Origin of the sequence: Vibrio sp. La 4.2.2, from assembly GCF_027586995.1 — a bacterium.
Taxonomy (GTDB): domain Bacteria; phylum Pseudomonadota; class Gammaproteobacteria; order Enterobacterales; family Vibrionaceae; genus Vibrio; species Vibrio mediterranei.
In genome coordinates, this window is record NZ_JAPPTJ010000008.1 from 147850 (window position 1) to 171645 (window position 23796).

Below are 23796 nucleotides of genomic sequence, written 5' to 3' on the forward strand. Positions count from 1 at the left end.
TAGGACAATCAGTTCATGGATTCTTGGCAAGACATAAAGCAAGTCGTTGTAGTTGGGCTCGGTATTACCGGGCTCTCTGTCGTTAATCATGTTAGTAAAAACCATCCTGACGTGACTGTTCGTGTGATGGACAGTCGGGAGAACCCTCCCGGTGCTGAGCAGTTGCCAGAAGGTGCAGAACTGCATGCTGGAAGCTTTAATACTGAGTGGTTGAATCAAGCAGACCTGATTGTTTGCAACCCTGGTATTGCTTTGGCAACACCAGAAATTCAGCAGGCACTGGAAAAAGGTATTCGCGTTGTTGGCGATATTGAACTGTTTGCGTGGGCAACTACCAAGCCTGTTATTGCTATTACAGGCTCCAACGGTAAAAGTACAGTGACCGACCTAACAGGGGCAATGGCCAAAGCTGCGGGTATCAACGTCGGTGTTGGCGGTAATATTGGTGTTCCTGCTTTAGATTTGCTGGAACTGAATGCCGACTTGTATGTCCTAGAATTATCTAGCTTCCAACTCGAAACAACCTATTCTCTAAAAACCAAAGTATCGACATTTTTGAATCTGTCCGAAGATCATATGGATCGCTACCATGGGATGGAAGATTATGCACAAGCGAAACGACGTATTTTCTTCAATGCAGAACATGCTTTGGTGAATCGTGATGAGCCAGAGACTTCCCCTGAGCTGAGCGGGCTTCCTGTAGCAACGTTTGGTTTTAATGAGCAAGACTTCGGTATGCGTGAAATCGACGGACAAGTCTGGCTAGTCGATAACGATGAAACCATTATTTCCACCGACCAACTTCGTTTGGTTGGCAAGCACAATTGGTCCAATGCGCTGGTGGCCTGTGCATTGCTCAAACTGAGCGGTATCGACTACCGAAAAGGTTTGGCGTGTTTGGCTGCGTACACTGGTTTGAGTCATCGTTGCCAAGTGGTTGCAGATGAAAAGGGCGTCAAGTGGGTGAATGATTCCAAGGCTACTAACGTGGCGAGCACACTTGCGGCGTTATCTGGCTTAACCTTAGAGGGTAAACTGTATCTTTTGGTAGGTGGCGTTGGCAAAGGCGCTGACTTTTCTGAGTTAGCCAAACCACTGTCTGAGCTGAATGTGAAGTTGTGCTGTTTTGGGAGAGATGGTGAGGAGTTCATGGCCTTGCATCCATCGGCGGTTCGATATGACACGCTCAACAATGTCCTAACCGATATTACACCCGAACTGCAAAAGGGTGATATGGTTATGTTATCTCCAGCTTGTGCAAGCTTTGATCAGTTTGCCAATTTTATGGCTCGTGGAGATGACTTTACCCAGCTGGCTCAGCAATTTTCAAAACAAGTTAGTTAAACGGACTCGCTACTATGTTCCATCAATTTCGACAAAGGGTAACAGGTTGGTTTTCACATCCAGCTCCTGATGCCCTCTACGATAGACAGTTAGTGTGGTTAGCGTTTGCATTGATGATTACCGGCTTGGTTATGGTAACATCGGCTTCTTTTCCTATTAGTTCAAGACTCACTGACCAACCATTCCACTTCATGTTTCGACATGCGATTTTCTTGGTGCTAGCGCTTGGGACATCGTCCATTGTTCTCCAAGTTCCAACGGAAAAATGGTTTCGTTACAGTACTTATTTGCTTGCGCTGTCGATATTTCTTCTGGTCGTCGTATTGGCCGTCGGGAAGTCGGTTAATGGTGCTTCGCGCTGGATCCCTCTTGGGCTCTTTAACCTGCAGCCCGCTGAAGTCGCTAAATTGTCACTGTTCATTTTCATGTCGAGCTATCTAGTTCGCAAGCAAGATGAGGTAAGGCAATCCTTCTTTGGCGGCTTTATCAAACCTATCATGGTGTTTACTACCTTTGCTATTTTGTTGCTTGGTCAGCCTGACTTAGGAACCGTGGTGGTAATGTTGGTGACCCTATTTGGTATGCTGTTTATAGCGGGCGCAAAGCTGTCTCAGTTTATCGCGTTATTGGTAGCTGGTGTTGGTGCGGTTATTGCCCTGATCTTGGTGGAGCCCTATCGTGTTCGCCGAGTGACATCTTTCCTTGACCCATGGGAAGACCCTTTCGGAAGTGGCTACCAGCTAACACAATCATTGATGGCGTTCGGCCGCGGTAATTTGATGGGGCAAGGGTTAGGTAACTCGGTACAAAAATTGGAGTACCTGCCTGAAGCGCATACTGACTTCGTATTTGCGGTTTTAGCTGAAGAGTTAGGTTTTATTGGTGTGCTTCTCGTGTTGATGTTGGTGTTTGCTTTGGTGATTAAAGCTCTGTACATCGGCAAGCGTGCCTTTGAGAAGAAGCAACTGTTTGGGGGCTATCTCTCTTTTGCCATCGGAATTTGGTTTGCTTTTCAAACGTTAGTCAACGTTGGTGCTGCTGCTGGTATGGTTCCTACCAAAGGTTTGACATTGCCCTTAATCAGTTATGGTGGCTCCAGTCTTATAATTATGTCCGTTGCGGTGTCGATACTGCTACGTATCGACCACGAATGCCGTCTGTTACCAGACATAGATGAACCTACACCTCAGGAAGCGCCTCCTGAGAAAGACAAGAAAAAAGCCAAAGATGAAAAAGAATAAACGTTTGATGGTGATGGCTGGTGGTACTGGTGGTCACGTGTTTCCAGGGCTTGCTGTTGCGCATCGACTACAAGAACAAGGTTGGGAGATTCGCTGGTTAGGAACGGCTGATCGTATGGAAGCCGACTTGGTTCCCAAGCATGGTATTGAGATCGATTTCATTAAAGTGAAAGGTCTTCGAGGACAAGGCATTACCAAGCTTATGAAAGCGCCATTTCAGATATTTAGCGCTATATTACAGGCTAGAAAGCACCTAAAAAAATGGCAACCGGATGCCGTGCTAGGCATGGGTGGTTATGTGAGTGGCCCTGGTGGTATTGCGGCTTGGACCATGGGCATTCCAGTTGTATTACACGAACAAAATGGTGTAGCGGGATTAACCAATCAATGGTTGTCGAAAATTGCCAAGAAAGTATTCCAGGCGTTCCCTGGTGCATTCCCTAACGCTGAAGTAGTTGGGAACCCAGTAAGACAAGATTTAATTGATACTGAAGAACCGCAACAGCGACTTGAAGGCCGCGAAGGTGATATTCGTATTCTTGTCATGGGTGGCAGTCAAGGTGCACGTATTTTAAACCAGACGCTACCTCCCGTAATGGCAAAGCTTGGTTCAGGCTACACAATCCGTCATCAAGCGGGTAAAGGTAATAGCGAAGAAGTGGCTGAGCTATATCGCTCCAATGCAGTTGACAATGCAGACGTTACTGAGTTTATCGACGATGTTGCCCAAGCCTATCGTTGGGCTGACCTAGTAATTTGTCGCTCTGGTGCTTTGACTGTTTCTGAATTAGCTGCGGTCGGCGTAGGCGCAATATTTATTCCATTTATGCACAAAGATCGGCAGCAAGCACTTAATGGTGATCACCTAGTGCACAGTGGCGCTGCCTATATGATTGAACAGCCGGATTTAACGGTAGAAAAATTGGCGCAACAGGTAAAACAGCTCGATCGACTGCAACTACTAGAGCTTGCGAAGAATGCACGAAAAGCCGCTAAACTTGATGCAGATACACGCGTCGCCCAAGAAATTATCGAATTAACAAAATAGATTGACGAGATTTAATCCATGACACAGCAACATACTCAAGACCTAGCACAAATACGGGCCCTGATACCTGAAATGAGACGAGTGAAGTGTATTCACTTTGTCGGAATTGGTGGTGCTGGCATGAGTGGTATCGCAGAGGTACTGCTTAATGAAGGCTATCAGATTACCGGTTCAGATCTTGCTGAAAATGCTGTGACAGAGCGTCTGACTCAAAAAGGTGCCACTGTCTATATTGGCCATCAGGCGAGCAATATTGAAAATGCAAGTGTGGTAGTGGTGTCTACGGCTATCGATCCAGAAAACCAAGAATTAGTTGCTGCAAAAGAGCTGAGAATTCCTGTAGTTCGCCGTGCTGAAATGCTAGCGGAACTGATGCGTTTTAGACATGGGATCGCTGTGGCTGGTACGCACGGTAAAACCACGACGACTGCACTGGTTACTCAGATTTATTCGGAAGCTGGAATGGATCCGACGTTTGTTAACGGTGGCTTGGTAAAAAGTGCTGGTACTAATGCTCGATTAGGCTCAAGCCGAATATTGATCGCTGAAGCGGATGAAAGTGATGCGTCTTTCCTTCACCTGCAACCGATGGTGAGTATTGTGACTAATATTGAAGCTGACCATATGGATACCTATGGTGGAGACTTTGATACGCTAAAACAAACCTTTATCGATTTCTTACATAACCTGCCTTTCTACGGTCAGGCGGTGATGTGTGTTGACGATCCGGTAGTTCGTGAATTGATTCCAAGTGTTAGTCGTCAAGTGATTACTTATGGTTTTTCTGATGATGCAGATGTGCGAATTGAGAACTATCGTCAAGACGGCCAGCAAGGTAAATTCACGGTTGTCAGAAAAGGCCGAGAGAACTTAGAAATTACTCTAAATATTCCAGGTCAACATAATGCTCTTAATGCAGCGGCGGCGATTGCTGTTGCAACGGAAGATAATATTGCCGATGAAGCTATCGTTAACGCCATGTTAGGGACTGAAGGTACTGGCCGACGCTTTGAGCACCTTGGTGAGTTTGAAACAGGTAACGGTAAAGTGATGCTAGTGGATGACTACGGCCATCACCCAACAGAAGTGGATGTTACGATTAAAGCGGCGCGCAATGGCTGGGCAGAAAAACGCTTAGTGATGATTTTCCAACCTCATCGATATAGTCGTACTCGCGATTTATATGATGACTTTGCCAATGTGCTGGAACAAGTTGATGTTTTAGTGATGTTGGATGTTTATTCGGCAGGAGAGGCTCCGATTGCTGGGGCTGATGGACGCTCACTATGTCGTACTATTCGTACAAGAGGTAAGTTGGATCCTGTTTTTGTTCCAGACGTGAATGCGTTACCATCTGTTTTATCGAATCTTTTGCAAGAAGGCGACCTTCTTCTGACGCAAGGTGCTGGTGATATCGGTAAAGTAGCCAGAAAGCTTGAGCAGATGAAGTTAGATATCCAGCTAATGCAGAATAGTTAGCAACGTCAGTTCAATTAGTAAAAAACTTAACTGTTCGACCGAGCTATCGAGAATTTTGATCGCTTAGTCGAACATTTTTGTTATTTCAATGTGTAAAAGCCGATATTTCTTAGGTTCAGTGTTTGATAGTTTGATATTCATTAGTATAATCCTAAGGTTAACAATATTAGATTAGACTCTTATTCCACTATCTTAAGGAAAGGCGAAGAGAAGTTAATAAAGGACCAAAGAGTTTGACTGAAACTTCAGAGAGCAGTGCAGAATCAACGCGTCGAATTACCTTGTTTTCTAAACATGGGGTCGGGGCTGTTTTTTTATTAGCTGTAATCACCGTAATAGGTTCAACACTTTATTCCACCATTAGCTGGATGTGGGACGACCAGCGCCTCCCTTTATCAAAGATAGTGTTGCAGGGCGATTTAACTCATGTAACTGCCAAGGATGTGCAACACGCATTTGCCAACCTTGAACACATTGGCACTTTTATGTCTCAAGACATCAATGTGCTGCAGCAAAGCGTCGAGCAAATCCCTTGGGTATCTCAGGCCTCCGTTCGCAAACAATGGCCAGATACAGTAAAAGTCTTTCTTACAGAGCATCAGGCTAGTGCCATCTGGAATGGTATTGATATGTTAGACACAAACGGTGTTGTGTTTAGCGGTGATGTGTCGGCAATTGAAGAGCAGAAAGTAAAACTTTATGGGCCAAAAGGCACTGAGTTACAAGTACTTCAAACTTATCGAGACAGCAACGGGCAATTAGCACCGCTTGGGTTATCCATATCATCATTGGTACTGAACGAACGCCGAGCTTGGCAAGTTATTTTGGACAACGGTATCCGTTTAGAGTTGGGTAAAGACTCGATGCAGGAGCGCTTGGAGCGCTTTATTTCGCTTTATCGAAAGTTGGGCGATCAAGTCTCTAAAATTAGTTATATCGACTTAAGATATGATACCGGCGCTGCGGTTGGCTGGTTCCCTGCGGAAGAGGCTGGAACCGCTCACGCAGAGAGCAAAAAAGTAGGATGACTGGTATTACGTATCGGTAGAGCAATTTATCGATACCTAAGTTCAGTTTGGACATTGAGCAACAAGATTGTTCGCTGGAAATTGAAATATCTATAACAAAGAGAGTACAGATGACGAAGACCACGGATGACAATATTATTGTCGGTCTTGATATAGGCACTGCAACTGTATCTGCGTTGGTCGGTGAAGTATTACCCGACGGTCAGGTCAATATCATTGGTGCTGGCTCCAGTCCTTCTCGAGGCATGGACAAAGGCGGTGTAAACGACCTAGAGTCAGTGGTTAAATCCGTGCAGCGTGCGATCGATCAAGCTGAGTTGATGGCAGAATGCCAGATTAGCAATGTATTTATTTCTCTTTCAGGCAAGCATATTGCGAGTCGAATTGAAAAAGGCATGGGAACCATTTCTGAGGAAGAAGTGTCACAGGATGATATGGACCGAGCGATTCATACCGCGAAATCCATTAAAATTGGTGATGAACAACGTATTCTTCATGTGATTCCTCAGGAATTTACCATAGACTATCAAGAAGGGATAAAAAATCCGCTTGGCTTGTCTGGTGTTCGAATGGAAGTGAGTGTTCATCTGATTTCTTGTCACAATGATATGGCAAGAAATATCATCAAGGCCGTTGAGCGTTGTGGATTAAAGGTAGAGCAGTTGGTTTTCTCTGGATTAGCTTCCAGTAACGCTGTTATTACTGAAGATGAACGAGAGCTGGGCGTTTGTGTCGTAGACATTGGCGCGGGAACCATGGATGTCTCTATTTGGACCGGTGGTGCACTTCGACATACAGAAGTGTTCTCTTATGCTGGTAATGCGGTGACCAGTGATATTGCATTTGCATTTGGTACACCTCTTAGTGATGCAGAAGAAATAAAAGTAAAGTATGGTTGTGCTCTAAGCGAACTAGTGAGCAAAGATGATACAGTTAACGTTCCAAGCGTTGGTGGTCGACCTTCTCGTAGTTTGCAACGCCAAACATTGGCAGAAGTGATAGAACCACGCTATACAGAGTTAATGGGACTAGTAAATCAAACCATTGATAATGTTCAAGCTAAACTAAGAGAGAATGGTGTAAAACATCATCTAGCAGCAGGCGTGGTCTTAACGGGCGGCGCAGCACAAATTGAAGGGGTTGTGGAGTGTGCAGAGCGCGTCTTCCGCAATCAGGTTCGTGTAGGCAAGCCTTTAGAGGTTAGCGGTCTCACGGACTATGTAAAGGAGCCGTATCATTCTACGGCCGTTGGATTACTTCATTACGCAAGAGACAGTCAGATCAATGACGACAATGATTATAACGAACCAAAACGTCAATCGGTGTCGACAATCTTTGGAAAGTTGCGTAATTGGATACAAAAAGAGTTTTAACCTGAGTTGCAGGAAAACGGAGATAACAAATGTTTGAACCGATGATGGAAATGTCTGACGAAGCAGTCATTAAAGTAGTTGGAGTCGGCGGTGGCGGTGGTAACGCTGTAGAACACATGGTTCGTGAGTCAATCGAAGGGGTTGATTTCATTAGTGTGAATACGGATGCTCAGGCACTTCGCAAAACGAGTATTAGTCACGTCATTCAAATCGGCGGCGATATTACAAAAGGCTTGGGTGCGGGTGCAAACCCACAAGTTGGACGTGATGCAGCTCTCGAAGATAAAGAAAGAATTAAAGAAAGCATTACTGGCGCCGATATGGTATTTATCGCAGCTGGTATGGGTGGTGGTACCGGAACCGGTGCAGCTCCCGTTATTGCTGAAGTAGCGAAAGAGCTTGGTATTCTTACTGTTGCGGTGGTGACTAAACCATTTAGCTTCGAGGGTAAAAAGCGTCTTGCATTTGCAGAACAGGGTATTGAAGAGCTATCAAAGCATGTTGACTCTTTAATCACTATTCCAAATGAAAAGCTACTTAAAGTACTAGGTCGTGGTGTTACGCTTTTAGAAGCCTTTGCAAGTGCGAACGATGTTCTTAAGAATGCCGTTCAAGGTATTGCAGAGCTAATTACTCGCCCAGGCATGATTAACGTCGACTTTGCGGACGTACGTACTGTGATGTCTGAGATGGGTCATGCGATGATGGGTAGCGGTGTTGCTAAAGGCGAAGACCGTGCAGAAGAAGCCGCTGAAATGGCGATTTCTAGCCCGCTTCTAGAAGATATCGATCTTGCTGGTGCTCGTGGTGTTCTAGTGAACATTACTGCTGGTCTGGATATGCGTTTAGACGAGTTTGAAACAGTCGGTAATACAGTGAAGGCTTTTGCTTCTGATAATGCAACAGTGGTAATTGGTACTTCGCTAGACCCTGACATGAGCGACGAAATTCGCGTGACTGTGGTTGCTACTGGTATCGGTAATGAGCGCAAACCTGACATCACGCTTGTTGCAGGTGGTAAAACACCAGTAACAGCAAGTCAGCCACAACAACAAACGCAAGCTCCAGCTGCGAAAGTTGAAGAGAAAGTGGCACAAACTTTGCCTGTAAATAGTCAGGACAAGGTTGAAGTGAACACACCGAGTCATTCGGGATCAAATGCACCTGCATCTGGCGCGAATACTAGTGCTGCACCTAAACCTGAAAAGGAAAGTGGCTACTTAGATATTCCAGCATTTTTGCGTCGTCAAGCAGACTAAGCTGTCTGCTTAAATTTGACACAGCTCAAAAATCTGGTAGGATTCGCGGTTGCTTACATAATCAACCGTGATTTGTAGCGTTGAAGAAGAGGTTTGTAGATGATCAGACAACGTACGCTTAAAGAAATAGTGACTACTGTAGGAGTGGGTCTCCACTCTGGCCGTAAAGTAACACTAACTTTGCGTCCAGCGGCTGCTAATACTGGTGTCGTTTACCGTCGTACTGACGTGAATCCGCCTGTGGATTTTCCTGCGGATCCTCTTTCTGTGCGCGACACAATGCTATGTACTGCGCTTGTTAATGATGACGGTGTTCGTATTTCAACAGTCGAGCACTTGAATGCAGCATTAGCGGGTATGGGCATTGATAACATCATCGTTGAAGTTGATGCGCCTGAAATCCCTATTATGGATGGCAGTGCAAGCCCGTTTGTATACTTGCTACAACAAGCAGGCATCGAAACTCAGAATGCACCAAAACGTTTCATCCGTATCAAGAAACCAGTGCGTTTCGAAGATGGTGATAAGTGGGCAGAGCTTCGTCCATACAACGGTTTCCGTATGGATTTCGAGATTGAGTTCAACCACCCTGCAATTGATGCTGACGAACAGCGTCTGCAGTTTGATTTCTCGTCGCAAGGCTTTATTAAAGATATCGCTCGCGCTCGTACTTTTGGTTTCATGCGTGACATCGAGTACCTACAATCACAAAATCTTGTGTTAGGTGGTAGCTTCGATAATGCTATCGTTCTTGATGAATACCGTATTCTTAACGAAGAGGGTCTTCGTTTCGATAATGAGTTTGTTACTCACAAAGTGTTGGATGCGATTGGCGATCTCTATATGGCTGGTCACGCGATTGTTGGTGAGTTCTCTGCGTATAAGTCAGGTCATGGTCTAAATAACCAACTACTGCGTGCGGTATTGGCAGACCAAGAAGCGTGGGAATGGGCTACATTCGAAGAGCAAGCTGGTTCTCCAGTTGCTTTTGCAGAACCAAACATGGTCCTCGCTTAAAAAACTACTAGTGTTTAAAAAAAACCAGACCTTGAGTCTGGTTTTTTTATGCCTATTAAACAGTGAAGTGGCAGTTTGTTGCCTGTTGCACTTTACTTAATAGTGGCAAAGATCTGCAGTGGATCTTCGTGATCTTGCAGTTTGGTTGCTTTAAATGATACTCGCTGTGCAGTTTAAGTTTTCACTTTTGATGTATGCTGCCGCTATCTCCGTTTAGAAATATCCGCCACAATGCTGCGCTGAATACGGCTTTATATGACAAAACTTCCAAACACATCAAACTAATTACGGTTAGTTTGTATTGAAGCTTGGTTGTTAGGGCAAAAATTCCTTAAACTATGTGCCATTAATTGGTATATCTGCCTTGAAATTTAACAGCTTGAACTCAATATCAGTTGGTATAGATTTTATCTCAGTTAGGTCAGTAGACCCTAGTCGAGACGGAAGGCAATTTTAATAGGTCGATATGATCTAATGGTAGAGAGAATAAAAACACAATGATTACTAACCTACTGACAAAGGTCATCGGTAGTCGTAACGACAGAACACTGCGTCGACTAAGAAAAATCGTAAAGCAGATCAATAACTACGAGCCACAGTTCGAAGCATTGTCTGACGAAGAACTGAAAGCAAAAACAGTAGAGTTTCGTGAGCGATTGGATAAAGGTGAAAACCTAGACCAACTTCTGCCAGAAGCATTTGCTACAGTTCGTGAAGCGTCTAAACGTGTCTTCGGGATGCGCCATTTCGACGTTCAGCTTATCGGTGGCATGGTGTTGAACTCTGGTCAAATTGCAGAGATGCGCACTGGTGAAGGTAAAACGCTAACAGCAACTTTGCCTGCTTATCTAAATGCTCTACCGGGCAAAGGCGTTCACATCGTAACCGTGAATGACTACTTAGCAAAACGCGATGCTGAAACAAACCGCGCTCTATTTGAATTCCTAGGCATGAGTGTTGGCGTGAACGTGCCAAACATGCACCCACAAGAAAAGAAAGAAGCTTATCAAGCGGACATTCTATACGGTACCAACAACGAATTTGGTTTTGACTACCTACGTGACAACATGGCTTTCCGTGTGGAAGACCGAGTTCAGCGTGAGCGATTCTTTGCTGTTGTCGATGAAGTGGACTCAATCTTAATTGATGAAGCTCGTACTCCACTTATTATTTCAGGTCCTGCTGAAGACAGTTCAGAGCTATATACACGTATTAACACGTTAATTCCTCAGCTTGAACAACAAGATCAAGAAGACTCAGAAGAGTACCGTGGTGATGGTCACTACACGGTTGATGAAAAATCAAAACAGGTTCACTTAACCGAAACAGGTCAGGAGTTTGTTGAAGAACTATTGATCAAAAATGGTTTGATGGAAGAGGGTGACACACTTTACTCGCCAACCAATATTAGCCTATTGCATCACGTGAACGCCGCCCTTCGTGCTCATGTTTTATTTGAGAAAAACGTTGACTATATCGTTAACGAGCAAGGCGAAGTAGTTATCGTTGATGAGCATACTGGTCGTACTATGCCAGGCCGTCGTTGGTCTGAAGGTCTTCACCAAGCTGTTGAAGCGAAAGAAGGGGTGAAGATTCAAAACGAAAACCAAACACTTGCTTCTATTACGTTCCAGAACTACTTCCGTCTTTATGAAAAACTGTCGGGTATGACAGGTACGGCAGATACTGAAGCGTTTGAGTTCCAGTCTATCTATGGTTTAGAAACAGTTGTTATCCCAACCAATAAACCAATGGTTCGTGATGACATGGCTGATGTGGTTTATCGTACTGAAGTTGAAAAATTCAACGCGATTATCGAGGACATTAAAGAGCGCAGTGCAAAAGGTCAGCCTATTCTGGTTGGTACGGTTTCGATTGAGAAGTCAGAGCTGTTATCTAATGCGTTGAAGCAAGCTAAGATCAAGCACAACGTTCTTAACGCGAAGTTCCACGAACGCGAAGCTGAAATCGTTGCTGAAGCGGGTACGCCAGGTGCGGTAACTATCGCAACTAACATGGCGGGTCGTGGTACCGATATCGTGTTAGGTGGTAGCTGGCAGTCTAAAGTTGAACAGATTTCTGAGCCTACGCAAGAGCAAATCGATGCCATTAAAGCAGAATGGAAAGTGATTCATGATCAAGTTCTTGCTGCTGGTGGTCTACATATCATTGGTACAGAGCGTCATGAATCTCGCCGTATCGATAACCAGTTACGTGGTCGTTCTGGTCGTCAAGGTGATGCTGGTTCGTCTCGTTTCTATCTATCAATGGAAGATCAACTACTCCGTATTTTCACTTCTGATCGTATGGCTAGCCTTATCCAAAGTGGTATGGACGAAGGTGAAGCGATTGAAAGTAAGATGTTATCGCGATCTATTGAGAAAGCTCAGCGTAAAGTGGAAGGTCGTAACTTCGATATCCGTAAGCAATTGCTTGAGTTTGACGACGTAGCCAATGACCAGCGTAAAGTAGTCTACGAGCTTCGTGATGAATTAATGACGGCAGAAGACATTAGTGAAATGCTTGAGCAAAACCGTGCTGATGTGTTCACTTCTGTTATCGATGAGTACATCCCACCTCAATCTCTAGAAGATATGTGGGATATCGAGGGTCTAGAAGAACGTCTGAAGAACGACTTCGATTTAGAGCTTCCAATCAAAACTTGGCTTGATGAAGATGACAAGCTCTATGAAGAAGCACTTCGTGAGAAAATCCTTGATACAGCAGTAACGATTTATCAACAGAAAGAAGAAACTGTTGGTGCACAAGTACTTCGTAACTTTGAAAAATCGGTCATGCTGCAGACTCTAGATACGCTATGGAAAGAGCATCTAGCGGCTATGGATCATCTACGTCAAGGTATTCACCTTCGTGGTTATGCTCAGAAGAACCCGAAACAAGAATACAAGCGTGAGTCGTTTGAGTTGTTTGAGCAACTGTTGGATTCTCTGAAATTTGACGTGATCACTATACTTTCAAAAGTACGTGTGCAACAGCAAGAAGAAGTTGAGCGTATGGAAGCTCAGCGTCAAGCGCAAGCAGAGGCGGCAGCAGCAAAAGCACATGCTCAACACGCGGATGCTGAGAACCAACTTGCTGATCACTCAGAAGAGTCTGGTGATGGTTCACAACAGCCTATGGTTCGTGAAGAACGTAAGGTTGGGCGCAATGAACCATGTCCTTGTGGATCTGGTAAGAAATACAAACAATGCCATGGTAAGATTAACTAAACCATGATGTAAAAATGAAGAGTCGCATTATGCGGCTCTTTTTTTAATCTGAATTTACGAGAAACACAGAAATAGGTGGGGAAAAACGTGAAGCGAGTTCATATCGTTGCCGCAATCATCTTTAACCAAGATAAGTCGCAAATCTATATCACTAAACGTCCTGATAACCTTCATAAAGGCGGCTTCTGGGAGTTTCCTGGGGGTAAAGTCGAGGTAGGAGAATCAGTCGGCGAGGCGATAACTCGTGAGCTGTTCGAAGAGATCGACATAAAAGTTAAAGAGTTTGAGTTGTTCGAGCACCTACTTCATGACTACCCAGAAAAATCGTTGGAGTTTGATTTTATCTCGGTGACGTCGTTTGACAATGAACCATACGGAAAAGAGGGACAGGAAGGCTGTTGGGTAAATATTGCCGATTTACCGAATTATGTATTCCCCGAAGCGAATGTACCCATCCTAAATAAAGTGGTCGAAAAATACCGTTAAAATCTGTAACGACTCTGGTAGCCCTAGTGTCTTTGCGTTACATTGGTAACAACATAAACAACGGAGAATAACGCAATGGTAAGAATTGCGATTGCAGGAGCAGCGGGCCGCATGGGTCGCAACCTAGTGAAAGCAACGTTTCACAACAATCAGGCTGAAGTAGGCGCAGGTTCTGAACGCCCAGAGTCATCTTTAGTTGGTGTTGATGTTGGTGAATTGTGTGGTGAAGGGCGATTTGACGTCGCTTTGGTGGATGATCTTAATAAGTCTATTGATGACTTTGACGTTATCATCGATTTCACTGCGCCAAAAAGTACCCTTGCGAATCTAGAGCTATGCAAACAGCATGGCAAAAAAATGGTGATTGGTACAACTGGCTTTAGCGAAGAAGAGAAAGCGATCATCGATGAGGCTGCTCAATCTGTGCCAGTGGTTATGGCGCCGAACTACAGCGTTGGGGTTAACCTAGTCTTTAAGCTTCTTGAGAAAGCAGCGAAAGTTATGGGCGATTACTGCGACATCGAAATTGTTGAAGCGCACCACCGCCATAAAGTAGATGCTCCATCTGGTACTGCTATAGGTATGGGAGAAGCGATTGCAGGCGCAATGGGTAATGAACTCAACGATGTAGCCGTCTATGCTCGTGAAGGCATCACTGGTGAGCGCACTCGTGACGAAATTGGCTTTGCTACGATTCGAGCTGGCGATATTGTTGGTGAACATACCGCTATGTTTGCTGATATTGGTGAGCGCGTCGAGATTACCCACAAAGCGACCGATCGCATGACGTTTGCCAATGGGGCCGTTAAAGCTGCAGTATGGCTCAATGATAAGCCTGCGGGCTTTTATACCATGACTGAAGTTCTCGGTCTCGATAGCATTTAACGAAAAGCGCCAGTCGGCGCTTTTTTTATATCTCATGGCGTCGAATCTCAAAGCTCAATTGTTTTACATAATTATTCTCAAGGTCAGTATTGTTCTAGGGTATGAATAGCCATCTCGCTAAATCGACCAAAAACACAATAACTGTACAAAATAAATGGATTTATGTGTGAGTTTTGTAGCTTTGAGATAAAAATCGTCTCTTATGTCTTATTTTTATATGTTAACTTGTTTCGGTTAACGTTTGCGTAGTTATGAGGTAAAAATTGCGGGGTTGTTATTAACTTTGCTAGCACGAAAAACTATGCGGAATCATAACTGATTGATTTTTGCTCTTGAAATGTGTTTTTTTGAGGGTTTAGAGTAAAAAAATGGTCAATGGCGATAAAATTTAATTTTATTTTTCGGCAGTTGTTGACACTTGTCACGGGCATCATTAGAATACCGCCAATTTGTCTGAACTACCTAAAAGCGCTTATTTATAGCGAAGAGGAAGGCAAATCTGCAATTTAATTTAAAATTTATGCATTTTTATTCTGGAGGTTGTCTTGAGTAAATCAGCACTGTTAGTCCTAGAAGATGGGACAGTGTTCCACGGTGTTTCCATTGGAGCAGATGGTTTATCCGTTGGTGAAGTTGTTTTTAATACCTCGATGACGGGGTACCAAGAAATCCTCACTGATCCTTCCTATTCTCAACAGATCGTAACTCTTACTTATCCTCACATTGGCAATACTGGTACTAATAAAGAAGACGAAGAGTCTTCAGCAATCCACGCACAAGGCCTTGTGATTCGCGATCTTCCTCTTATCGCATCAAACTTCCGTAACGAACAATCCCTTTCAGACTATCTCAAGTCTCAGAACATCGTTGGTATCGCTGATATCGATACACGTAAGCTGACTCGCCTTCTTCGTGAAAAAGGTGCGCAGAACGGTTGTATCGTAGCGGGCGATAACCTAGATGAAGCTCTAGCACTTGCTAAAGCAAAAGAATTCCCAGGCTTGAAAGGTATGGATCTTGCGAAAGAGGTTACAACAAAAGAAACGTATCAATGGAAACAAGGTTCGTGGACGCTCGAGGGTGGACTTCCTGAAGCGAAAGACGACAGTGAATTGCCATATCACGTTGTTGCCTACGACTTCGGTGCCAAGCGTAACATCTTGCGCATGCTTGTTGACCGCGGCTGCCGCCTAACGGTGGTTCCAGCGCAAACTTCAGCAGAAGAAGTGCTCGCGCTTAACCCAGATGGCGTGTTCCTATCGAACGGCCCTGGAGACCCAGCACCTTGTACTTACGCTATTGAGGCAACTAAGACTTTCCTAGATAACGGACTGCCTATCTTCGGTATCTGTCTGGGTCACCAAATTTTGGCGCTAGCATCAGGTGCACAAACTGTGAAAATGAAGTTTGGCCACCACGGTGCCAACCATCCGGTAAAAGATCTCGATCGCAATGTAGTGATGATTACCTCTCAGAACCATGGTTTTGCTGCTGATGAAGAGACGTTACCTGAAAACCTGCGTGCGACGCACAAGTCTCTATTTGACGGTACGCTTCAAGGTATCCATCGCACTGATAAGCCGGCATTTAGCTTCCAAGGTCACCCTGAAGCAAGCCCAGGTCCACACGATGCTGCACCATTGTTTGACCACTTCATTGAACTGATTAAAAAACACAAAGCGTAATTCGGAGTAGTTGAGAATGCCAAAACGTACTGACATTAAAAGTATTCTAATTCTTGGTGCTGGCCCGATTGTTATCGGTCAGGCTTGTGAGTTTGACTATTCTGGCGCACAAGCGTGTAAAGCGCTACGTGAAGAAGGTTATCGAGTTATCCTAGTGAACTCGAACCCTGCAACAATCATGACTGACCCGGACATGGCGGATGCGACGTACATCGAACCTATTCAGTGGGAAGTTGTTCGTAATATCATCGCTAAAGAACGTCCTGACGCGGTTCTACCTACAATGGGTGGTCAAACCGCGCTGAACTGTGCACTTGACCTAGAGAAGCACGGCGTACTTGAAGAGTTCGGTGTGGAAATGATTGGTGCAACGGCCGACGCTATCGATAAAGCAGAAGACCGTTCTCGCTTCGATAAAGCGATGAAATCAATTGGCCTAGAATGTCCACGCGCTGATACTGCGAAAACTATGGAAGAAGCGTACGCGGTTCTTGATATGGTTGGCTTCCCTTGTATCATTCGTCCTTCTTTCACTATGGGTGGTACTGGTGGCGGTATCGCATATAACAAAGAAGAATTCGAAGAAATCTGTCGCCGTGGTTTAGACCTTTCCCCAACGAACGAACTTCTTATCGATGAATCACTTATCGGTTGGAAAGAATACGAAATGGAAGTGGTTCGTGACAAAGCGGACAACTGCATTATCGTTTGTGCGATTGAAAACTTCGACCCAATGGGCATCCACACGGGTGACTCAATCACAGTCGCACCAGCGCAAACGCTGACAGATAAAGAATATCAATTAATGCGTAACGCTTCTCTAGCGGTACTGCGTGAGATTGGTGTTGAAACAGGTGGTTCAAACGTTCAGTTTGGTATCAACCCGAAAGATGGCCGTATGGTTATCATCGAGATGAACCCACGTGTATCTCGCTCTTCTGCTCTAGCGTCTAAAGCAACGGGTTTCCCTATCGCCAAGATTGCAGCGAAACTAGCGGTTGGCTTCACACTAGATGAACTGATGAACGATATCACGGGTGGTGCAACACCAGCATCGTTTGAACCAACTATCGACTACGTAGTGACCAAGATTCCTCGTTTCAACTTCGAGAAGTTTGCTGGCGCTAACGACCGTCTAACAACACAGATGAAGTCAGTTGGTGAGGTAATGGCGATTGGTCGTAACCAACAAGAGTCGCTACAAAAAGCGCTTCGTGGCCTAGAAGTTGGCGCGACTGGCTTTGACGAAATGGTTGACCTTGATGCTCCAGATGCATTGTCTAAAATCCGCCACGAGCTGAAAGAAGCTGGTGCTGAGCGTATTTGGTATATCGCTGACGCATTCCGTGCTGGTCTATCTGTAGATGGTGTCTTCAACCTGACACAAATCGACCGTTGGTTCCTAGTTCAAATCGAAGAGATTGTGAAACTAGAGCAAGAGTTGCGATCGAAAGGTTTTGCAGGTCTTGATAAGCAAGAGCTAAACAAGCTTAAGCGTAAAGGTTTTGCTGATGCGCGCCTATCTAAGATTCTAGGTGTAGCGGAAAGTGAAATTCGTCGCCTACGTGACCAATACGATATCCATCCAGTTTACAAGCGCGTTGATACTTGTGCGGCTGAGTTCTCTTCTGATACCGCTTACATGTACTCCTCTTATGATGACGAATGTGAGGCGAATCCAACAGATAAAGACAAAATAATGATCCTAGGTGGCGGTCCAAACCGTATCGGCCAAGGTATCGAATTTGATTACTGTTGTGTACACGCGTCTCTAGCACTACGCGAAGACGGTTACGAGACCATCATGGTTAACTGTAACCCAGAAACGGTTTCTACTGACTACGATACGTCTGACCGTTTGTACTTCGAACCAGTTACACTGGAAGATGTATTGGCTATCGCTCGAGTAGAGAAACCGAAGGGCGTAATCGTTCAGTACGGTGGTCAAACGCCTCTGAAACTGGCTCGTGCTTTAGAAGCTGCTGGTGTGCCAATCATTGGTACTAGCCCTGACGCTATCGACCGTGCAGAAGACCGTGAGCGTTTCCAAGTAGCGGTAGACCGTCTTGGCCTTCTACAACCAGAAAACGCAACAGTAACGACAATGGAGCAAGCGGTAGAGAAATCTCGTGAAATCGGCTTCCCATTGGTTGTTCGTCCATCGTATGTACTAGGTGGTCGCGCAATGGAAATCGTTTATGACGAGCAAGACCTACGTCGTTACTTCAACGAAGCTGTGAGTGTTTCGAACGAGTCTCCTGTGCTACTAGATAGCTTCCTAGACGATGCCGTTGAAGTTGACATCGATGCACTATGTGACGGTGAGCGAGTGGTTATCGGCGGTATTATGGAGCATATCGAACAAGCAGGTGTTCACTCTGGTGACTCAGCATGTTCACTTCCCGCATACACGCTAAGCCAAGAAATCCAAGATACAATGCGTGAGCAAGTTGAAAAGCTAGCGTTTGAGTTGGGTGTTCGTGGTCTAATGAACACTCAGTTTGCGGTTAAGAACAACAAGGTTTACTTGATTGAGGTTAACCCACGTGCAGCGCGTACCGTTCCGTTTGTATCGAAAGCAACAGGTGCACCTATTGCTAAGATTGCTGCTCGTGTTATGGCGGGTCAATCTCTAGAGTCGCAAGGCTTCACTAAAGAGATTATTCCTCCTTACTACTCAGTGAAAGAAGTGGTACTGCCATTCAACAAGTTCCCTGGCGTTGACCCACTATTAGGCCCAGAAATGCGTTCCACTGGTGAGGTAATGGGTGTCGGTGCGACATTTGCTGAAGCTTATGCGAAAGCAGAGCTAGGTTGCGGCAATGTTTACCCTGAAGGTGGTCGTGCGCTACTGTCTGTTCGTGAAGGTGATAAAGAGCGCGTAGTTGACCTAGCTTCTAAGCTAACTAAGCTTGGCTACCAACTAGATGCAACACACGGTACAGCAGTAATCTTAGGTGAAGCTGGAATCAACCCTCGTCTTGTAAACAAGGTACACGAAGGTCGTCCACATATCCTAGACCGTATCAAGAACAACGAGTACACCTACATCGTTAACACGGCAGCAGGTCGTCAAGCGATTGAGGACTCAAAAGTTCTACGTCGTGGCGCGCTTGCGGAGAAAGTGAACTACACTACAACGCTAAATGCGGCGTTTGCAACCTGTATGTCTCATACCGCAGATGCGAAGTCGACAGTGACATCGGTTCAAGAGCTTCACGCACAAGTAAAAAGTGCTTAATAGATAAAAACTAAGAAGCAGGTCTAGCGCCTGCCTTTTAGACAACCTCATTGCCCGCTCATTTGAGCGGGCTTTTTTTGTGTCGCATTCTTTATTCAGAGAGTGTTTTTTAATCAATTATTTTAGTCGTTATATTCCTACCCCTAATTAAAACGTAGGAAATTAGCAGTGAAAATTAAACATACTTTATCCATCTTAACGGCGGCAATGACATTGTCTTTTTCAGCTTTGGCTGACGATAGTTTTTACCTAGGTACCATATATAGTACGGTGCGAGCAGCGGATGAGAGCGTTGACAAATCGACTTCCAATATTAGTAATTTAGGACTTCAGGCCGGGTACTCACTCAATCAGCATTTTGCCCTTGAGGGGCGATATTTCTATGCACTCAATCGTACAAGTTCTTTGCCTCAACACCAGTCGCAAATTTATGCCAAAGCAAGCTATCCACTCAGTGACACTTTTTCGATCTACGCCTTAGCTGGGGTCAACTTTGCGAAAGAATATTCCGCAAGTAGTCAAACGAAAGGGTATTTTTCGGGAGGTGCCGGTGTCTCTTATACCTTTACGGATAAACTTAAAGGGTCATTAGAATAGTCTCTTTAGCTCAAAGCAAGTCCTATAAAGGTAATGCAGTCAATATCGGCTTAAGTTACTACTTCTAATTGATTCCTTAAGGGAATAGGTTTGTATCCATGATTTCGCTAGTGTTGATATTTGTCGCGAGTAAAATGAGACGATATTTAACGTTGAGTTAGCATAATGGAAGTTACAATAGAAATTCTTGGACTCCTTTTCCTGGTCGCAGGATTAGCGGGCTTTATTGATGCGATGGCTGGTGGTGGAGGGTTGCTTACTCTTCCTGCTCTCCTGTCTGTCGGTGTTCCCCCAACCCAAGCATTGGCAACTAACAAGCTGCAAAGCTCATTTGGTAGTTTTTCGGCAACTTGGTATTTTGTGCGCAATGGTATTGTTGACCTCAAGGAAATGCGACTTGCGATTCTATGTACTTTTATAGGATCTGCAGTTGGTGCTGAATTAGTACAGCATATTGATGCAGGGGTGCTGACGAGCTTGATTCCAGTTTTACTGCTGGGGATTTCTCTGTACTTTTTGCTGGCTCCACAAGCAGGAGAGGGCGGTGGCAAACCTAAAATGTCAGAAACCCTATTTGCCTTTTCCGTAGGTACTGGTGTCGGATTTTACGACGGCTTCTTTGGACCGGGTACCGGTTCTATCTTTACCATTTGTTTTGTCGCCATCGCACAACTGTCGATTGTTCACGCTACAGCAAAAACCAAAGTACTAAATTTTACTTCCAATCTAGCCGCATTAATCTTTTTCATTATTGCAGGCTTACCGGTTTGGGAAATCGGCTTAGTTATGGCAGTTGGCGGTTTTTTGGGTGCCAGAATGGGAGCTAAGGTCGTTGTATCTAAGGGGAAAAAATTCATCCGCCCATTGGTTGTGATCATGTCAATGGTCATGGCATTGAAGCTACTTTGGGAACAGCATCCTCAATGGTTTCAATCACTGTTCTAACTCGTTCTAATTTCAGTGCTGAAGGACGATAAACAAGGTGCACGGGACGTGTCAACGTAGCAAGAAAATCGAAGTCAAAGCAAAGCCCTTCATCAATGTGAAGGGTTTTTATAATTGATAAAGGAACCAAAGCGGCAGAGACACCTTTGATTGCCAACTGGGCTGCTGCAGTATAGGAGTCCATCTGCATGCTTGGAATAATACCCGCTTGTTGAAGTAAGCCCGCTTGATAGGTATTGGCCGGATTGTTGAGGTCGTTAGTGATGAGTTTAGCGGGCGGTGCGGTAAGCGGTTGATGGCTCACGACTCGAAACGGTTCGTTGAATAGATGGGTAGCATGCAGGCCAAGACGACTATTAAGATGCCCTGCACAGAGTCCAATCGCCGCGTCCCCTGCTTTAACGTGTTCAATGATTCGGGGCGTATGGTTGGTGGTAATGGTGAGGAATGGGTCTTTAAGCAGCAACGTGGGAAATACTTCACTGAGATAACCTGCCACTAAGGTTTCCGAACAATCTACGCGAATAATCGTTTGATCATCAAGGGTCTGCTCTTCAGCAATTAATCCGCGAAGCTCATGCAGACTTGGACCAACACGATCGATAAGAGAGAGGGCGTCAGGAGTCAATTTTATTTGCCTCCCTTCTGGCTCGATTAACTTTTTACCAAGTTTTCTCTCTAGATTGGCTATTCGCTTACTGACTGCCGACTGGCTGATATATAGCCTGCTGCCAGTACGGCTCATGGTTTTTTCTTGTGAGAGCACAAGTAAGGTCTCAATGCCTTCTAATAGCATGCGCTTTGATGAAAATTGGGAATAGATTTTATTATTCTAACATAACCTGATGACGACGTTGGTGGGTTAAGTCAGCAATTCGGCTACCAAAGTAATGTGCAGTTTCTAAGTCATTAGGATGAACTTGCTTATTGTCATAGTAGCTTGCCACTAAGCCAATTGAGGAACCTGTGCGGTTCAAAGCTTTGTTATCTGTGTGTTTTGAAACATCTAACCCTGCCCAGATCATACCGTGCTGGCAGGCTAAGGCAAAGAAACCAAGCAGCGTTTGTTGCTGCTCACCATTGAGACTACCGCCCATGGTAAATCCTGCGGCGAGCTTATTACGCCAATTGAGTTGGACATACTCATCGCTACTTGCATCCATAAACGCCTTAAATTGAGCGCTGGCCGAGCCCATGTAAGTAGGACTTCCGAAAACAATAGCATCGAAGTGCTTTAGTGATGAAAGTAAATGATTATTGACGTAACGACCCTCTTCAATATCACGGCTCTCAATCTCAAACAGAGTGGCATTACAGAGCGCACACTCGATGCCACTTTGAATGGCTTTTGCGAGTGCTCGTGTCGCTCCACTCATAGAGAAGTAAACAATAGCGATGTTTGACATATCAATCTCCTACATAGGCTGTGTGAGTTCAACGCGATAGTATTCATCGTCTTCATCTTTAATAAAATCGACAAAATGGTGAATGCTGTCTAGTTCATCTTCCACATAATGGGAGACATAGAGCAACTGGCTTAAGTTTTCTTTGGCTATCATATCGAGGGCATTCATCACCAGCTTACGGCCTAGAAAATCAAGCCCTTGATAAGGCTCATCCAAGATAAGGATAGTAGGCTGTTTGATAATAGCTCGAGCAATTAAAAGGAGTCTTTGTTGACTATATTCGAGGGACTTAAAAGAACGGTCGTGCAAGTGCTCCATATGAAGCAGCGTTAACCACTCTTTCGCCGCATCTATCTGATTTTGGCTAGGCTTATCATAAAGTCCGATAGAGTCGAAAAAGCCCGATAGCAAGACTTCCAAGGCGCTGCAACTGACACGATATTGCAAGTGAAGTGCAGAAGAGACCATGCCAGTATGCTGTTTGATGTCCCAAACGGTTTCTCCGCTGCCGCGCTTCAAACCATAAATCAGAATGTCATTGCTATAACATTGTGGATGATCGCCAAAGATCATGCCGAGCAATGTACTTTTTCCACAACCGTTTGGTCCACGAACTTGCCAGTGCTCTCCATTGTTAATCTGCCAGTTTACGCCGGAGAATATTTTTTGGTCGACGTATTCTACGTGTCCATCGGTAATTTTAACCAAGGGGTCTGGAAACTTCGATTGATGTTGATGCTTACGAATTAGCGCAAGCCATTGTTCGCTTTGAGCTGAAGATTGAGCCAGTAGCTGTGAAATGACAGGGTGAGCGCGCCATTGCTGGTAGCTTAGTTGCTCGGTCAATGTACCATCTTCAAACATCGCGACATGATTAACCCAAACAGGGATTTCATCTTCCCTTGAGGTGATCACCACCAATTGAATATGCAGTGATAGGTCGCGAAGGTAGTCGGCGAGCATCTTGCGATGCAGCGTATCTAAGCCGACAAATGGCTCATCCAAAATAAGCAGTTTAGGTGAGGTTGCTAATGCTCTGGCTAACATAACGCGACGTGTTTCGCCGGTTGATAGTTGCTTAAAGCCTCGCTCTTTTAAGTGCAAAAGATCCAGCTCTTGAATCAACTGCTCTGCTACAGTTTCGTTGCTGGCAAACTCGGATACCAGTTGAATCACGGTGCGACCAAAATCGATTCGATCCATAAAGTCGGTATCGTCATTGGCATTTTCTAGTTCAAGTAATCGCTGCTGTTCTGCTAAAGAAACTTGTGCGATGCCGGTTTGTAAACCAAGAATCTCCCCTTCTTTAGGAAGGATTTCTTGGCACAATAAGTCGCCTAATAAGGAGCCTACATTGCCTTGGGTTTCAAATACTGCCCAATGTTCACCAGATTGAATGCGCCAATCTGGAATAGAGATAGAACCAGCTTGGTCAAAAGAAACGTGATTGAAGATGACATCCATAGACTTTTCCCTGTCATTGGTCTGAGAGACGATGAATGAACCAACATACTAAAGCGAAAGGGAAAAAT

At 44.9% G+C, this 23796-nt stretch carries 18 protein-coding genes; 15 read left to right on the forward strand and 3 right to left on the reverse strand.

Annotated features, from left to right (window positions below):
* Positions 1–15: 15 nt before the first annotated feature.
* From murD to OH456_RS18875, 15 genes are all read left to right on the forward strand, one after another.
* Positions 16–1344, forward strand: a complete 1329-nt coding sequence (murD, locus tag OH456_RS18805) for a UDP-N-acetylmuramoyl-L-alanine--D-glutamate ligase (RefSeq protein ID WP_198558298.1) — start codon at positions 16–18, stop codon at positions 1342–1344.
* 14 nt (positions 1345–1358) lie between these two features.
* On the forward strand, positions 1359–2585 hold the full coding sequence (gene ftsW, locus OH456_RS18810; RefSeq protein ID WP_006072713.1) for a cell division protein FtsW: 1227 nt from the start codon (positions 1359–1361) through the stop codon (positions 2583–2585).
* Positions 2572–3633, forward strand: coding sequence for an undecaprenyldiphospho-muramoylpentapeptide beta-N-acetylglucosaminyltransferase (murG, locus tag OH456_RS18815; protein ID WP_031494213.1), 1062 nt, complete (start codon positions 2572–2574; stop codon positions 3631–3633). The genes ftsW and murG overlap by 14 nt, the downstream gene beginning before the upstream one ends.
* 18 nt (positions 3634–3651) lie before the next feature.
* Complete coding sequence (gene murC, locus OH456_RS18820; protein WP_006072717.1) at positions 3652–5112, forward strand: UDP-N-acetylmuramate--L-alanine ligase; 1461 nt, start codon at positions 3652–3654, stop codon at positions 5110–5112.
* A gap of 233 nt (positions 5113–5345) precedes the next feature.
* Positions 5346–6140 (forward strand): cell division protein FtsQ/DivIB, encoded by a 795-nt coding sequence (locus tag OH456_RS18825; protein WP_006072718.1) that lies wholly within the window; start codon positions 5346–5348, stop codon positions 6138–6140.
* Positions 6141–6250: 110 nt separating this feature from the next.
* A complete protein-coding gene (gene ftsA, locus OH456_RS18830) occupies positions 6251–7513 on the forward strand; it encodes a cell division protein FtsA (RefSeq protein ID WP_038223983.1) in 1263 nt (420 codons plus the stop codon).
* A 29-nt stretch (positions 7514–7542) separates the two neighbouring features.
* On the forward strand, positions 7543–8772 hold the full coding sequence (gene ftsZ, locus OH456_RS18835) for a cell division protein FtsZ (protein WP_031495612.1): 1230 nt from the start codon (positions 7543–7545) through the stop codon (positions 8770–8772).
* 99 nt (positions 8773–8871) lie between these two features.
* Positions 8872–9789 (forward strand): UDP-3-O-acyl-N-acetylglucosamine deacetylase, encoded by a 918-nt coding sequence (gene lpxC, locus OH456_RS18840; protein WP_031494089.1) that lies wholly within the window; start codon positions 8872–8874, stop codon positions 9787–9789.
* Positions 9790–10286: 497 nt separating this feature from the next.
* Complete coding sequence (secA, locus tag OH456_RS18845; protein WP_124940238.1) at positions 10287–13019, forward strand: preprotein translocase subunit SecA; 2733 nt, start codon at positions 10287–10289, stop codon at positions 13017–13019.
* A gap of 87 nt (positions 13020–13106) precedes the next feature.
* Entirely contained in the window at positions 13107–13505 is a 399-nt protein-coding gene (gene mutT, locus OH456_RS18850; RefSeq protein WP_124940237.1) for an 8-oxo-dGTP diphosphatase MutT, read from the forward strand.
* A 75-nt stretch (positions 13506–13580) separates the two neighbouring features.
* The gene (gene dapB, locus OH456_RS18855; RefSeq protein WP_006075634.1) at positions 13581–14390 is read left to right on the forward strand and encodes a 4-hydroxy-tetrahydrodipicolinate reductase; all 810 of its coding nucleotides are present in this window, start codon (positions 13581–13583) and stop codon (positions 14388–14390) included.
* A gap of 545 nt (positions 14391–14935) precedes the next feature.
* Complete coding sequence (carA, locus tag OH456_RS18860) at positions 14936–16075, forward strand: glutamine-hydrolyzing carbamoyl-phosphate synthase small subunit (RefSeq protein WP_062459866.1); 1140 nt, start codon at positions 14936–14938, stop codon at positions 16073–16075.
* A gap of 16 nt (positions 16076–16091) precedes the next feature.
* On the forward strand, positions 16092–19316 hold the full coding sequence (gene carB, locus OH456_RS18865) for a carbamoyl-phosphate synthase large subunit (protein WP_006072883.1): 3225 nt from the start codon (positions 16092–16094) through the stop codon (positions 19314–19316).
* 168 nt (positions 19317–19484) lie between these two features.
* Positions 19485–19913 carry an outer membrane beta-barrel protein gene (locus tag OH456_RS18870; RefSeq protein ID WP_270034044.1) on the forward strand — a complete coding sequence of 143 codons (429 nt, stop codon included), beginning with the start codon at positions 19485–19487 and terminating at the stop codon, positions 19911–19913.
* A 165-nt stretch (positions 19914–20078) separates the two neighbouring features.
* Positions 20079–20858 carry a TSUP family transporter gene (locus OH456_RS18875; RefSeq protein WP_006072885.1) on the forward strand — a complete coding sequence of 260 codons (780 nt, stop codon included), beginning with the start codon at positions 20079–20081 and terminating at the stop codon, positions 20856–20858.
* Here the strand turns inward: OH456_RS18875 and OH456_RS18880 are convergent.
* The 3 genes from OH456_RS18880 to OH456_RS18890 are packed head-to-tail and all read right to left on the reverse strand — an operon-like array spanning position 20800 to position 23728.
* The gene (locus OH456_RS18880) at positions 20800–21654 is read right to left on the reverse strand and encodes a LysR family transcriptional regulator (protein ID WP_038223974.1); all 855 of its coding nucleotides are present in this window, start codon (positions 21652–21654) and stop codon (positions 20800–20802) included. The two genes, OH456_RS18875 and OH456_RS18880, sit on opposite strands and share 59 nt — an antisense overlap.
* Before the next feature lie 31 nt (positions 21655–21685).
* Positions 21686–22270 carry a flavodoxin family protein gene (locus OH456_RS18885; RefSeq protein ID WP_198558351.1) on the reverse strand — a complete coding sequence of 195 codons (585 nt, stop codon included), beginning with the start codon at positions 22268–22270 and terminating at the stop codon, positions 21686–21688.
* Between the two features lie 3 nt (positions 22271–22273).
* The gene (locus tag OH456_RS18890) at positions 22274–23728 is read right to left on the reverse strand and encodes an ATP-binding cassette domain-containing protein (protein WP_006072888.1); all 1455 of its coding nucleotides are present in this window, start codon (positions 23726–23728) and stop codon (positions 22274–22276) included.
* Positions 23729–23796 lie beyond the last annotated feature (68 nt).

What these genes read in the sequence shown, in the direction of transcription:
- murD (WP_198558298.1), top strand. Translation starts at nt 16, where the DNA reads ATGGATTCTTGGCAAGACATAAAGCAAGTCGTTGTAGTTGGGCTCGGT.
- ftsW (WP_006072713.1), top strand. Translation starts at nt 1,359, where the DNA reads ATGTTCCATCAATTTCGACAAAGGGTAACAGGTTGGTTTTCACATCCA.
- murG (WP_031494213.1), top strand. Translation starts at nt 2,572, where the DNA reads ATGAAAAAGAATAAACGTTTGATGGTGATGGCTGGTGGTACTGGTGGT.
- murC (WP_006072717.1), top strand. Translation starts at nt 3,652, where the DNA reads ATGACACAGCAACATACTCAAGACCTAGCACAAATACGGGCCCTGATA.
- ftsA (WP_038223983.1), top strand. Translation starts at nt 6,251, where the DNA reads ATGACGAAGACCACGGATGACAATATTATTGTCGGTCTTGATATAGGC.
- ftsZ (WP_031495612.1), top strand. Translation starts at nt 7,543, where the DNA reads ATGTTTGAACCGATGATGGAAATGTCTGACGAAGCAGTCATTAAAGTA.
- lpxC (WP_031494089.1), top strand. Translation starts at nt 8,872, where the DNA reads ATGATCAGACAACGTACGCTTAAAGAAATAGTGACTACTGTAGGAGTG.
- secA (WP_124940238.1), top strand. Translation starts at nt 10,287, where the DNA reads ATGATTACTAACCTACTGACAAAGGTCATCGGTAGTCGTAACGACAGA.
- dapB (WP_006075634.1), top strand. Translation starts at nt 13,581, where the DNA reads ATGGTAAGAATTGCGATTGCAGGAGCAGCGGGCCGCATGGGTCGCAAC.
- carB (WP_006072883.1), top strand. Translation starts at nt 16,092, where the DNA reads ATGCCAAAACGTACTGACATTAAAAGTATTCTAATTCTTGGTGCTGGC.
- OH456_RS18875 (WP_006072885.1), top strand. Translation starts at nt 20,079, where the DNA reads ATGGAAGTTACAATAGAAATTCTTGGACTCCTTTTCCTGGTCGCAGGA.
- OH456_RS18880 (WP_038223974.1), bottom strand. Translation starts at nt 21,654, where the DNA reads ATGCTATTAGAAGGCATTGAGACCTTACTTGTGCTCTCACAAGAAAAA.
- OH456_RS18890 (WP_006072888.1), bottom strand. Translation starts at nt 23,728, where the DNA reads ATGGATGTCATCTTCAATCACGTTTCTTTTGACCAAGCTGGTTCTATC.